The following is an 11,978-nucleotide window of genomic DNA, read 5'->3' as shown; positions in this document are numbered from 1 at the left end:
CAATGAAGTCATTGTTCAGCTTTAAATATTAAATTTAATCCTTTATTAATCTGTATCGATTATTTAGGACTAGACAAAAAAAATTATTTGGACAGCCATAAGACCTATACCGTAAAAGAAGCTACCCTAAAGCTCATGAATTATTGCGCCTATCAAGAGCGCTGCCACCAAGATGTGGAGCAGAAGCTGATCGAGTTACGCATGATTCCCGAAGCTAGGCAGCAAATAATACATACGTTACTAGAGGAAAATTTTCTTAATGAAGAACGCTTTGCCCAAAGTTTCGCCAGAGGAAAGTTTAGAATTAAAAAATGGGGAAGAATACGCATTCAACGAGAACTAAAAAGACGTAAAGTCTCTAGGTTTAATATCATTACCGCCCTCAAAGAAATAGACGACACTGAATATATTGAAACCTTAGATCAACTTTTCAAGAAAAGATTAGAAAGCCTAACGGAAAAAAATCCGCAAAAGCTAAAAAAGAAAATAGCAGACTACTTATTATATAGAGGTTGGGAAAGCTACCTCATCTACGAAAAACTAAACGAGATTTAAGGCTCAAAATCTAGGTTTTTGTTATAAATCACTCTTCCTCATTGCTTTTTCGGCGGTTTCCACGGCTTTATTATTCTTGTAATCAATCCAGTTTTGCCCTCTTAACTTGCGCATTATATTATCAAAACGCATCGTAAACAAAATGCTTTTTAAAAATTTTACTCTCTTCACAAATGAGCTAGGAAAGCATCTTAGTGTTATTAAAATAAAGATAACTATTTATAAGAATGTAGGGACCATAGAGCCGCCACACTTACATACTTTTAAATCTACCTGTTATCACGCTGCAGTCTCCGTTACAAATAAAGCTATATCAAGAACATTACAACTTGTTTAGTAAAATAAGTGTATCATATTCTACTAAGGTTTTAGAAAAATGAATATAGATTGAAATATACCCAATAATGGGTACATGAATCATTTAATTATTAAACTACTTTTAACGAACTAATATTTAAGTAAAAAAACTCAAAATGATGAACCAAAATTTTAAAATCTTCGCATTGCTTGCCTTTATCTTTCTAGTAGGATGTACAAAAGATGATAGTGTAGAAGAAGAGGCAACGGACGTTAATCCAGTTTCTAGAGGTTGTACCGAATGGAGTTACAATGGGAATTTTACCTCTAATAGTCCAGATGGTTTTGGAGGGTTTTCGGCTGGTTTAAGAAGTAGAGTTTGTGGGATTTCAGAAACATCTACTACGATTACAGTAAATGCAATTATTGAACCTACCAATGGAGGAATCGATGTTTTTAATTCCAATCATTTCAATGGAGTGGAAATAACTTATTATGGAGGTGAACGACTTGTTATAGGCAAAAATGACTTTAATAATGGAGGTACTATTGAAAGAACGATTACAGCCAATAAAGCAGATTTAGATTCATATGGATTAAATAATTGGTCGATTACTCTTGTTTATGATTTTGTTTATGCAACAGCTACTGAAGAAACAACAGATACAACTGTGCAGCAATTAATTGACATGGGTGTCTCTCTAAGTGATATTGCACAAATACACGGGTTTAGCCTTGCAGATATTTATGGAAAAAAATATTTGGACGGAATGATAACTCATTTAGAACAAACAAATTCTGGGGAAATATTAAATGGCACTGTAATGGCATTTCAAAATCATCCACAAAAATTAAATTGGGATGATGCTATGAATATGTTCCCCTCCTCATGGGAGTCCAGTTCAGATGGCTTATGGTCCATACCCATGGCTTATGATTTTGAGTATATGACTTTATCCATTATCGCTAGCACAGAGACTCATCCAAGCTGGATTAGACCAGATGGGGGATACTGGTTGCCAGGTAGTAGTGGAGGTGAATTTGATGCATATGGGGATGCCTACTATTTTTATTCAGGACAAGGCATGTGGACCGAAACATTGAAAGGAACAGAATTAAATATTAGACTAGTAAAAAATTTCTAACGACCTTAAACATCTTTCTCCTTATGTAAGATTGATCACAAAAAAGGAATAATAAGAAAATAGCTTAGGGGACTTACTCCAAGCTATTTTTTTATTCATTCTGCATAAATTAGATTAGCTTATTAAGCTTACTGCGATGTGTATTGTAGGTAATGTATCCTAAACATCTTAAGCTTGATCTTAATTCACCTTGCGATAACCGCTCATTTTGCAAGAGGTAATATAGCTCTTTATAATGCTTTTCTTAGAAATACATTTTAATCTCAGTGCTTCTCTTCCAATCAAAAGCCTCAATTATACCTCCCTCGCATTGCTTTTTCTGCGGTTTCTACGGCTATCTTATTCTTATAATCAATCCAATTTTGTCCTCTTAACTTGCGCATTATATTATCAAAATGCATCGTAAACAAAATGCTTTTTAAAAATTTTAATCTCTTCACAGATGAGCTAGGAAAAGATCTTAGTGTGAGGGAAACACTTGGGGTTTTATAACGAATATAATGCCAGTATCCACTAGGAATATAAAGCATATCCCCTGGTTTTAATAAGACTTTAAAACCTTTAGCATATTTTAAAGCGGGAAATTTATCATAATCTGGATTATCAAATTCTATACTTTCCATAGAAACGATTGAATGCGGCACGTGGTATAAAAAAGCTTTTTGATCATGCGGAAATAAAAATACTTCCTTCTCTCCTACAAAGTTAAAATGCAAGTTATTGGCAAAATCCATATCGTAATGCAATAAAACCTTAGACCCCGCTCCTCCAAAAAACAGTACGGGTAATTTTTTAAAGAATTTAATGCCTAGATCAGGATACTTAAAGTCACCCATTAACTCTGGTGCTTTTTGTAATATATTAAAGAAAAAGATACGAAGATCTGTGGGTCCTTTTTTAAGAAGTGTTACATAATCTTTCATGAGCATCCTTGCAGCCGTAGTTCTTGATGACTCTTTCCCTTTTGCAGGCTCACTATTATATAAAGGTACCTCTACCTCTCCTACTTCTTGAGCGAAATAATCTAAGCTCCATTTTTTACTTGCAGGCCAATCTTTAGACAAGTTCCTTACCACCAAGGGAATTAAGGCCTTGACATAAGATTCTTTAAAATGGTTAGCCTCTATAGCATCGACATGTTCAATTTGTTCTAACTGCATTTTTGAATCTTTCAATTAATTTGCTTTTTTTGTCCAGCCCTATTCTGAAACCCTATACTTCGTATTCCAAAAATAAGAAATGAAGTGGATTTAATATCTAAAAGAAATATACTTTAGTATAATTAACTGCTTTTAACTAATTTGAACTAACAACTCTAAACCGAAATTTTCAATTTAAAGCAAAAAAAGCTCTGGCATATATACCAGAGCTTCTAATAAAAATTAGGTTACCCCAGAAACCTAACTTTCAGAAAAACATCAATCACCAAATTTGCATAATCAATAATAGTTAAATTAAGTTAAACAAAGGAGTATTATTGATGTATTTTATTAAAACAAGTTGATTTATTTAAAACATGGTTGCATTTTAGTAAGAACAAGTCAACCTATCTACTAAAAAATAGGTAAAAAAATCGAGTCGGTTTCGCTAATTAAATAGGGACTATAATTTTTTGAATGTAGTGTTGCACTTGTCGCAACGGTATTCGTAGGCTGTATAAAAAGGCAAAGCTGCCACAAGCCAACTTCCCAAAAAAGCTAAGAATGATTTAAGGTCTTGTATGGTGGTAAAGTAATGAATTTGCGTGCTGTTGCAATTAGGGCAATGCACTTTCTCGCCGTCATTGGTCAAGGAGTATTTTGGCATTTTTTCAAGAATTTCAAAAGCGAAATCTTTGTCTTCTTTACGCACTTTTAATTTCACACCGCCAATGGCATGACTCATGAGAGGATCTGTATCTATGGTGTATTCGTCTTGTAGGTGTACTTGAATTCCTTCGGCTTCCAACCTTCCTTTAAAAATTTGAGCTTCTGAAGAATACTGATAATTTGCTATAACCACCCAACTTGAATCCATACGCACTAGTTTTAAAGTTATATTGGCTTCTCTACTTCTGAAATATTATAGGTATAAGATAGACTTTCAGGAGAAAATAAATTCTGAAATTTTCTTAGCTTTCTAAATTCTAAACCACATATAATGAAATAGATTACTTTAAGGAGTTTCTTCCGCTTTAAGCGAAATAAAGAGCCTCTAAGCTGCTAAAAAAGCTTTCTAACAGAAATTAATCCTTCTCTTTCTCCTCCTTTTCTTCGTCATCTCTTAGATCGTCTCCGCTATCTAATTTATGAGAGAATTTTTTATATTTCCCTTCTAACTCATCCATCACCGATTTATCCCACATTTTAACTCCCAAAAAGTAGGAAGCTCGTCCAATTAAATGGGCGCCCACGGGAGCCGTTAATATGATAAACAGAATAATCGCAAGAACGCGCGAAGTAACCGAGAGATCATCAAAATAGATGGCTGCGCTAACTAAAATAAGCCCTACGCCCAAAGTAACCGCTTTGGTGGTCACAGAGATTCTCAAATAGGTATCTGGCATACGCAAAAAGCCCACGGCTGCCAATAAAATAAAAATCGCGCCTAAACTGGATAATATGATAATTAAAGCATCCGTCATGGTTTTTGTTTTCTCTTTTCTTCCTCTAGCTTCGTTTTATTTCTTTTCTCTAAATAATAGGAAAAAGCCACCGTACTCAAAAAGGCAATAAGTCCTAAAATAAGCGCAATATCTAGAAAGGTAGACTGATCATAAACAATACTATAAACAGCAATAATAGTAATCCCAACGGTGATTAATAAGTCTAAAGCCACTACCCTATCTGCAATTTTGGGGCCAATCACAAATCGACAAAACACCAATAAAACCGAGACAGCTAAAATGGGCAATATGATATAATATAAGTATTCTTCTACGGTCATCTTAAAATTTCTAGTAAGCGTTTTTCAAAGCCTTGTTTAATATCTTGTATAAATTCTTCCTTATCGGAAATATACATAGCGTGCACATATAAAACTTTACGATCGTCCGAAACATCTAAACTTAGTGTACCAGGCGTAAGTGTGATTAGGTTGGCCAAAAGGGTGATTTCCAAATTTGTTTCGGCATCTAGAGGCACTCTCACAATACCTGGTTTCATATAAAATGTAGGAGTTACCACATCGTATGCTACCTGCAAATTCGCTTTTAGCAATTCATATAAAAAGAATAGAACAAAAGAAATAAGCTTAGGCACGATTTTAAAATACTTGGCATTGCCCCTTCCTTGGGTAATCACATAGAGTATAATAAAACTCAATATAAAACCAAAGACATAATTAGAAAACTCAAAGCTTCCGGTGATGGCTACCCAGATAAATGTTAACAATATGTTTGATAGAAACCTATTCTTCATGATTTAGCTTTTGGGCATTACTGCATCTATATATTGCTGTTTATTCATTAATTCGCCTGCAATTCGCGTAGAAAGTTGTTGTACACTTTCTGCGCCAAAACCAATATACAAGGAAACTCCCGTTAAAAAAACAATGGGAAGCAGCATTTGAAGCTTCCGTGTAGTGGTCATTTTATCAAAATACAAAAAATGATCTCTTTTAGGTAAATCTACCGGATTTTTCCAAAACACCTCCGACCATAATTTTGCCATCACAATTAGGGTAAGCAAGCTAGCGAAAATAACAGCTCCCAATACCACATAATTTTGGGTATTGAAACTAGCGATAATCAAAGATATCTTTGGCCAAAACCCAGATAATGGCGGAATTCCTATTAAAGAAAAGAACGGAATGGTCATCAATAAACTCAGCTTAGGGTATTCTTTATATAAACCTCCCAGTGATTTTATATTGTTACTTCCTTTAATTCTATAAATAAGACCACTAATCATAAACAAATTGGTTTTCACTACAATGTCATGAATTAAATAGAATATCGCTCCGGCGATTGCCAACTCTGTAAACATTCCCAAACCTGCAATCATAAATCCAATATGACAAATGATAAGGTACGAAAATACTTTTCGCATATTCTTTTGCACCAGAGCTCCAATCGCACCGCTAAACAAGGTTAGAGTGGCAATAACAATGAATACTTCATCTATAAAAACATCGTCTACAAATAGAAGTGTAAACACCCTAATCAACGCATAAACCCCTACTTTAGTCAATAATCCACCAAAAATTGCGGCTACCGCAGAGGGAGGCGTATGGTATGATGCTGGCAACCAGAAATACAAGGGGAAAACGGCAGATTTAATCCCGAAGCCTACTAAAAATAAGATAGCTGTGACCTCTACTAAACCTCTATTCTCAATTTTTGGAATGAGCACCGCCAAATCGGCCATATTTAAAGATCCTGCCAAACCATACAAAACAGCAATCGCCGTAAGGAAGATAATGGATGCGAGAAAATTTAGGGTAAAGTATTTTACAGCACCTTCAATTTGAGCTTTTTCTCCGCCTAAGGTAATTAGTACAAAAGAGCTAATGATAATAATCTCGAACCAAACATATAGGTTAAAAATGTCTCCTGTTAAGAAAGCACCAATGAGACCTAAAAGTAGAAAATGAAATATCGCAAAGTAACCAAACTTCAGTCTGGCGGGAATAATGGATGCCGAGGAGAAACTAGACACCGCCAAACCTGCAATAGACGTTAATAAGACTAGGGTTGCAGAAAGGGTATCGGCTACAAAAGTAATTCCGAATGGAGCTTCCCAACCTCCGGCCTGTATAGTCTGCGTTCCATAGACCAAGACTTTGTAAAACAACATCCCAGAGAGAATGAGTCCTATCACACTTCCCGTGATACTCATGACACGTTGCACATTAATGTGTCGCCATGCAAACATCAATACAATACTCATTAGTAATTGCCACAAAAGCGGATATAGTAATAATTGCTGCATCATATTTCCTCGTCTGTTGTGTTCATTTCATCCAAGTCATCTGTTTTTACTACTTTATAAGCTCTTTTAACCAAAATAATAGCGAATGATTGCAATCCAAAGCTAATTACAATAGCGGTAAGGATTAAAGCTTGCGGAACCGGATCTGCATAAATTTCGGTAAATACATCTGAAGATTCACTAATAATAGGAGGATGCCCTTTGGTGATTCTTCCCAAAAGAAAAATCAACAGATTGGCGCCGTTCCCTATCATAATCAATCCTATAATAAGCTTTACCAAGCTACGTCTAAGCATCATATACAGTCCGGCTGCATAAAGGACTCCCGTCATAATTGCTAATAAAAACTCCATATTAAGCTGATTCTGAAATAGTAAAAATGATGGTTAATGTAACTCCTAAAACAACGATATAAACGCCCACATCAAAAAATAAAGCAGTTCCTATAGAACCGATTACTGGAATGGGGTCTTGCATCCAAAGTCCTGTCATAAAAGCTTGATCAAAAAAGATTACTGGCAGCAAACCACTTAAAAAAGCAAGTGATAATCCTACAGGCATCAAAAATCCTGGATGAAATTTTAAAAGTTTTTTGGTATCTTTTAATCCATTAGCGAACGCATGAAGTACAAAAGCAATAGACGCAATTAAGCCTCCCACAAATCCGCCGCCAGGCAAATAATGACCTCTCAACAATATGAATATAGAGAACAGCAGCAATATAGGTAGCAGGTAGTTAGAAGCCGTTCTTAATATGATTGTTTTCATTTATTCTCTTTTCAAAAAATTACTTTTGTTTTCTTTCAGATGATTTTAATCTCAATTTTAAAAGTCCGAACACTCCAATGGCAGCAATAGCCAATACCGATATTTCTACCATGGTATCTGTTCCTCTAAAATCTACTAAAATCACATTCACTACATTCTTTCCGTGCGCTAGAATATATGCATTTTCTGCATAATAGTTGCTTATTTCTTCATTTACCGGTTGTGCTAAAACTTCTAAAGCGAGGATTGTAATTAATCCGCCAAAGGCGATAGAAATCACCGTATCTTTTACTCTTGTTTTATAATCTGATAGTTTTAAATATTTAGGTAATTTATAGAGCACTAATACAAATAGGATCACGGTTAAGGTGTCTATCGTAAATTGTGTCATCGCCAAATCTGGAGCCGAGTAAAACACAAAGAACAAACAAATAGAATATCCCATCACTCCCGTGGCAGCAACCGCAGCCAATCTAGACTTGGTGAATACCGCAAAGCCAATAGACATGATCATAATGGCCAAAGTGACTACTTCGTAGATTGTTAAACGTGAAAATGAAGAATAATCTATGCGGTAAGTTGTGTTTTCTAATAAGGTGAGCGAAACCAATCCTACTAAGAACACGATAATCACCGAAATGTAATTACGTAAATAACCGTTTTGGAATATTCTCGTCCATAAATCTGATGCTTTTTCAAAAAGAACAGCAAGACTTTCCAAAATATGTTTTGGCGAGAATTTTTCGAACCTTTCAATAAAATCTTCTTTGCTTTTGGTAGGTTTCCATAAGAAATAAACAAGCAAACCAAGGCTGATGGTTAAGACACTTAAACCTAATATAGGCGTGAAACCGTGCCATATTTTTAAATGCACTTGAGAAGGATCTCTCCCTACGGAAGTCAAAATAGGTTTAATTAAACTTTCTTGAACTAGACTAGGAAACATCCCAAATACAAAACCTAGCACCCCTAAAATGATGGGAGGCAACCAGATTAATAAAGGTGGATAATCTACATGTTCCATTCCTGTGGGTAGTTTTCCTATAAATGGTTTTACACCTGTCACATATCCTGCGTATGCAATCAAGACATTGGTCGCCACTGCTAAGCCCGTTAAGAAGATAGCCGAGTGGTTAAAATTTAAAGTACTTTCATAAATAAGATCTTTTCCTAAAAAACCGACACTTGGCGGAATTCCTGCATTAGAGATGGCGGCTAAAATACCAGCAATGGCAATAGGCAACATCACTTTTCTAAGTCCGGAGAGGACGGTAACATCTCTTGTTTTTGTTCCTTGATCTATAGCCCCTGTCATGAGAAACAAGGTAGCTTTATATAAGGCATGCACCAGAATAAACATCCCTGCCGCCAATAAGGCTTCGTGTGTTCCTAAACCTATTAAAAAGGTTAATATTCCCAAAGCTGCTATGGTAGAATAAGCTAAAATTCCTTTTAAATCGGTTCTAAAAAGGGTATGAAATGCCGCATAAAACATAGTTACCGCTCCTACAATAAGCAAAGTGGTATTCCAAAATTCTTGTCCGCCTAAAACGGGGGTTAATCTAAAAAGTAAGTAAATTCCTGCTTTTACCATCGTTGCGGAGTGCAAGTAAGTAGAAACCGGCGTGGGTGCTTTCATCGCTCCCGGAAGCCAAAAATGAAAAGGAAATTGTGCCGATTTGGTAAAGGCTGCTCCAAAGATAAGCGCTACTGCCAATACATAATGAGCGTTTCCAGCTATCATTTCGCTTAGCGGAATCATTTCTGAAATTTGATAGGTTCCGGCAATGCTTCCAAGAATTAAAGCACCTGCCAAGAAAAGCAATCCTCCTATTCCCGTTACGGCTAGCGCTGTTTGTGCAGAACGCCTTGAGTCTGGGTTGGTATTATTAAATCCGATAAGGAAAAAAGAACTAATACTTGTGAGCTCCCAAAATATAAATAAGCTAATGATGTTGTCTGAAAGTACCAAGCCAAGCATAGATGCCATAAAAACTAGCAAATACGCATAAAACCGATCTAAATATACGTGGCCTTTTAAGTAGGAGGAAGTGTAAGCAAAAACCAAGGTTCCAATCCCTGTAATCATTAAACTAAAAAGCATGGCCAACCCATCTAGGCGAAAATCTAGATTCACGCCAAAAGAGGGAATCCACTGTTGACTTTCGGTCACAATCTGATTGCTCGCAATATTGGGAATGTATTGCAAAAAGTAGATAAAAAGTCCTAAAGGAATTAATGAAATAAGTATAGAAAGCTTGCCTTTAAAAAATTTTCCTGCGAAAGCGAGAAAGAGTGCAAAGACAAATCCTATTAAAATTGCTATTAGCATAGGTTCTCAAAAAATACTGAACCGCAAATATAAAAAGGAAAAGTGTAGAACGCTTACAAAAGTATTGCTTTATCGAAAGCTTTAACACGTTCATAACAATCTAAGGGTTTATAAAAAAAGCATTCATTATCGTTTATCAATAATTTTACTATATTTGTTATCGTACAACGATAATTTATGAAAACACTAAATCTGCTTAAATCATTAATAGATTTCATTTGGATCATTACTGGAATTCCTTCGTTAATATTAGGGATAGCTTTAGTTCCCTGTCTTTTTATTTACCCGTCTATTTTTGAGATTTTCAGTTTTCTTTCGGGAGAAACTTCGATTGCGAGCAGTTTCTCTGCTCAATTTATTCTATTGATTTTAATTCTTTCTTTTTTATCTAGCATCTATGGTCTTTATCTATTTAGAAAAACATTACGTCATTTCCAAAAAGGGCAAGCATTTAATCTATATGTTATAAATACTTTTCATAAAATTGGATGGATATTTACCATCGCAGCTATTCTCAGCTCAACAATGCTATTTCTTCTTAGGCTTACACTAGAGTCTACCTTTAGCATTAATTTTGGCATAACACCTTATTTAGTTCTTATGTGCTTAGGTTTATTTTTTATGGTATTAAGCGAAACCTTTCGTGTAGCTAGAATACAAAAACAAGAAAATGATTTAACCATCTAACCCATGCCTATAGAAATTTTCTTAGATGAAGTACTCGAAAAACGAGGCATGAAGTCGGTGGAGTTGGCCGAGAAGATTGGCATTACCCCTGCTAATTTATCGATTCTTAAAACTGGGAAAGCAAAAGCTATTCGGTTCTCGACTTTAGAAGCGATTTGTAAAGCTTTGGAGTGTGAGCCAGGAGATATTATTAAAATAAACAACTAAAATATAAATTTGTACCTTTAAGTAAATCAAACTAAATGATAATGAAAACTCCTAAACTCTTAATTTCTCTGTTTATAGGTTTACTATTCATGGTATCCTGTAGCCAAGATGACACCACACCAACGATTACTGAAGATGATAACACAGAAGACCCCATAGAGGAAGAAGGCGATGACGAGGAAGAAATTCCTACCGAACCCAATTCTTTAAAATCTTTTACGGTTGACAAAAACGGAGATTTATATTCTTTTTATTTCCATTATGACAACAATAAAATTGATAAGCTCGCTTATGTAAATAAGTTAGATGAAATCACTTATTATTCTTTTGATTATAACAATACTGAAAGAATACAGGAAACTACTAAATATACTGCTAACCCTAACAACACTAGCGTTGACTTTTCCAATTCAAATAATTTTAGCAATGCTGAAAGTTCGCTAACTCATAGTTATCATACTAATAATAAACTTCAGGAAATCGCCGGCTTTGGTTATGCCTATACTAATGGTTTAGTAGATCAGATTATGTCTACAACTATGTTCCCAACAACCAATATATTCTACGATGCCAATAATAAAATAGAGAAAACGGAAACCTATCTAGACAATCATGATACGGGTTCTCCAAGGTATTTTGAATTTGATAATCAAACCAACCCCTTTTATAAATTATTTGATGAATTTGGATTTGTTGTGGACAGAAATCTAAGCATTCCTGACAGCGGCTTCATAACTTCAGACATCAATAGAATTTTAAAAGACTTGTATTGTATTAGTCCCTATAATATTGATCAAAAAAGAGATGAGAATAATTATCCTTCTTATAATGTAGAATACACTTACAACGATGATGATTACCCTTTAGAAGGTGTTTTTACTGGCGAGATAGAGGGCCAACAAGAAATCATTTTATATACTATTTCTTATGATTATTATTAAAAAGCAAAAAGAAGTCATAAAAAAAGCCCGATAAAATCGGGCTTTTTTTTTATATAAGATGTCCCGTCCTAAAATAGCGATACACAAAAACCGGGTGTATATGAAAACATCAGAAAAGAGTGGGTACCAGAAGAAA

General features: G+C 35.0%; 14 protein-coding genes. 5 read left to right on the top strand and 9 right to left on the bottom strand.

Translation table 11 applies throughout. The features are described from left to right. Positions 1–87: 87 nt before the first annotated feature. The gene (locus RBU60_RS13555; protein WP_308865599.1) at positions 88–555 is read left to right on the top strand and encodes a regulatory protein RecX; all 468 of its coding nucleotides are present in this window, start codon (positions 88–90) and stop codon (positions 553–555) included. Between the two features lie 473 nt (positions 556–1,028). Then, entirely contained in the window at positions 1,029–1,997 is a 969-nt protein-coding gene (locus tag RBU60_RS13550) for a hypothetical protein (protein ID WP_308865598.1), read from the top strand. 290 nt (positions 1,998–2,287) lie between these two features. Here the strand turns inward: RBU60_RS13550 and RBU60_RS13545 are convergent, their stop codons facing one another. From RBU60_RS13545 to RBU60_RS13505, 9 genes are all read right to left on the bottom strand, one after another. Further along, on the bottom strand, positions 2,288–3,172 hold the full coding sequence (locus RBU60_RS13545; RefSeq protein WP_308865597.1) for a cupin-like domain-containing protein: 885 nt from the start codon (positions 3,170–3,172) through the stop codon (positions 2,288–2,290). Between the two features lie 427 nt (positions 3,173–3,599). Continuing rightward, entirely contained in the window at positions 3,600–4,013 is a 414-nt protein-coding gene (locus tag RBU60_RS13540) for a putative signal transducing protein (RefSeq protein WP_308865596.1), read from the bottom strand. A gap of 208 nt (positions 4,014–4,221) precedes the next feature. Further along, positions 4,222–4,620 (bottom strand): monovalent cation/H(+) antiporter subunit G, encoded by a 399-nt coding sequence (gene mnhG, locus RBU60_RS13535; RefSeq protein ID WP_308865595.1) that lies wholly within the window; start codon positions 4,618–4,620, stop codon positions 4,222–4,224. Then, complete coding sequence (locus RBU60_RS13530; protein ID WP_308865594.1) at positions 4,617–4,922, bottom strand: cation:proton antiporter; 306 nt, start codon at positions 4,920–4,922, stop codon at positions 4,617–4,619. Before RBU60_RS13530 ends, mnhG begins: the two co-directional genes overlap by 4 nt. After that, entirely contained in the window at positions 4,919–5,395 is a 477-nt protein-coding gene (locus RBU60_RS13525; RefSeq protein ID WP_308865593.1) for a Na+/H+ antiporter subunit E, read from the bottom strand. The genes RBU60_RS13530 and RBU60_RS13525 overlap by 4 nt, the downstream gene beginning before the upstream one ends. Positions 5,396–5,398: 3 nt before the next feature. After that, the gene (locus RBU60_RS13520) at positions 5,399–6,910 is read right to left on the bottom strand and encodes a proton-conducting transporter transmembrane domain-containing protein (protein ID WP_308865592.1); all 1,512 of its coding nucleotides are present in this window, start codon (positions 6,908–6,910) and stop codon (positions 5,399–5,401) included. Continuing rightward, positions 6,907–7,260, bottom strand: coding sequence for a Na+/H+ antiporter subunit C (locus RBU60_RS13515; RefSeq protein ID WP_308865591.1), 354 nt, complete (start codon positions 7,258–7,260; stop codon positions 6,907–6,909). Before RBU60_RS13515 ends, RBU60_RS13520 begins: the two co-directional genes overlap by 4 nt. Before the next feature lies 1 nt (position 7,261). After that, entirely contained in the window at positions 7,262–7,675 is a 414-nt protein-coding gene (locus RBU60_RS13510) for a Na+/H+ antiporter subunit B (RefSeq protein ID WP_308865589.1), read from the bottom strand. A gap of 19 nt (positions 7,676–7,694) precedes the next feature. Then, positions 7,695–10,007 carry a putative monovalent cation/H+ antiporter subunit A gene (locus RBU60_RS13505; RefSeq protein WP_308865588.1) on the bottom strand — a complete coding sequence of 771 codons (2,313 nt, stop codon included), beginning with the start codon at positions 10,005–10,007 and terminating at the stop codon, positions 7,695–7,697. Positions 10,008–10,184: 177 nt separating this feature from the next. Here RBU60_RS13505 and RBU60_RS13500 point away from each other — a divergent pair, with 177 nt between their 5' ends. From RBU60_RS13500 to RBU60_RS13490, 3 genes are read left to right on the top strand one after another with little or no spacing between them, the layout of a single operon-like run. Next, on the top strand, positions 10,185–10,694 hold the full coding sequence (locus tag RBU60_RS13500) for a DUF2975 domain-containing protein (protein WP_308865587.1): 510 nt from the start codon (positions 10,185–10,187) through the stop codon (positions 10,692–10,694). A 3-nt stretch (positions 10,695–10,697) separates the two neighbouring features. Continuing rightward, entirely contained in the window at positions 10,698–10,901 is a 204-nt protein-coding gene (locus tag RBU60_RS13495) for a helix-turn-helix domain-containing protein (RefSeq protein ID WP_308865586.1), read from the top strand. Between the two features lie 41 nt (positions 10,902–10,942). Beyond that, a complete protein-coding gene (locus RBU60_RS13490; protein WP_308865585.1) occupies positions 10,943–11,842 on the top strand; it encodes a hypothetical protein in 900 nt (299 codons plus the stop codon). Positions 11,843–11,978 lie beyond the last annotated feature (136 nt).

It is taken from the genome of Mesonia profundi (assembly GCF_031085155.1).
Lineage (GTDB): Bacteria > Bacteroidota > Bacteroidia > Flavobacteriales > Flavobacteriaceae > Mesonia > Mesonia profundi.
The sequence above is the reverse complement of the archived record's forward strand: the minus strand, read 5'-3'. Positions and strand labels throughout refer to the sequence as shown.

Coding starts and splice junctions, on each gene's coding strand:
- mnhG (WP_308865595.1), bottom strand. CDS start 4,620: ATGACGGATGCTTTAATTATCATATTATCCAGTTTAGGCGCGATTTTT.
- RBU60_RS13530 (WP_308865594.1), bottom strand. CDS start 4,922: ATGACCGTAGAAGAATACTTATATTATATCATATTGCCCATTTTAGCT.
- RBU60_RS13495 (WP_308865586.1), top strand. CDS start 10,698: ATGCCTATAGAAATTTTCTTAGATGAAGTACTCGAAAAACGAGGCATG.
- RBU60_RS13525 (WP_308865593.1), bottom strand. CDS start 5,395: ATGAAGAATAGGTTTCTATCAAACATATTGTTAACATTTATCTGGGTA.
- RBU60_RS13520 (WP_308865592.1), bottom strand. CDS start 6,910: ATGATGCAGCAATTATTACTATATCCGCTTTTGTGGCAATTACTAATG.
- RBU60_RS13500 (WP_308865587.1), top strand. CDS start 10,185: ATGAAAACACTAAATCTGCTTAAATCATTAATAGATTTCATTTGGATC.
- RBU60_RS13505 (WP_308865588.1), bottom strand. CDS start 10,007: ATGCTAATAGCAATTTTAATAGGATTTGTCTTTGCACTCTTTCTCGCT.
- RBU60_RS13550 (WP_308865598.1), top strand. CDS start 1,029: ATGATGAACCAAAATTTTAAAATCTTCGCATTGCTTGCCTTTATCTTT.
- RBU60_RS13510 (WP_308865589.1), bottom strand. CDS start 7,675: ATGAAAACAATCATATTAAGAACGGCTTCTAACTACCTGCTACCTATA.
- RBU60_RS13540 (WP_308865596.1), bottom strand. CDS start 4,013: ATGGATTCAAGTTGGGTGGTTATAGCAAATTATCAGTATTCTTCAGAA.
- RBU60_RS13515 (WP_308865591.1), bottom strand. CDS start 7,260: ATGGAGTTTTTATTAGCAATTATGACGGGAGTCCTTTATGCAGCCGGA.
- RBU60_RS13490 (WP_308865585.1), top strand. CDS start 10,943: ATGAAAACTCCTAAACTCTTAATTTCTCTGTTTATAGGTTTACTATTC.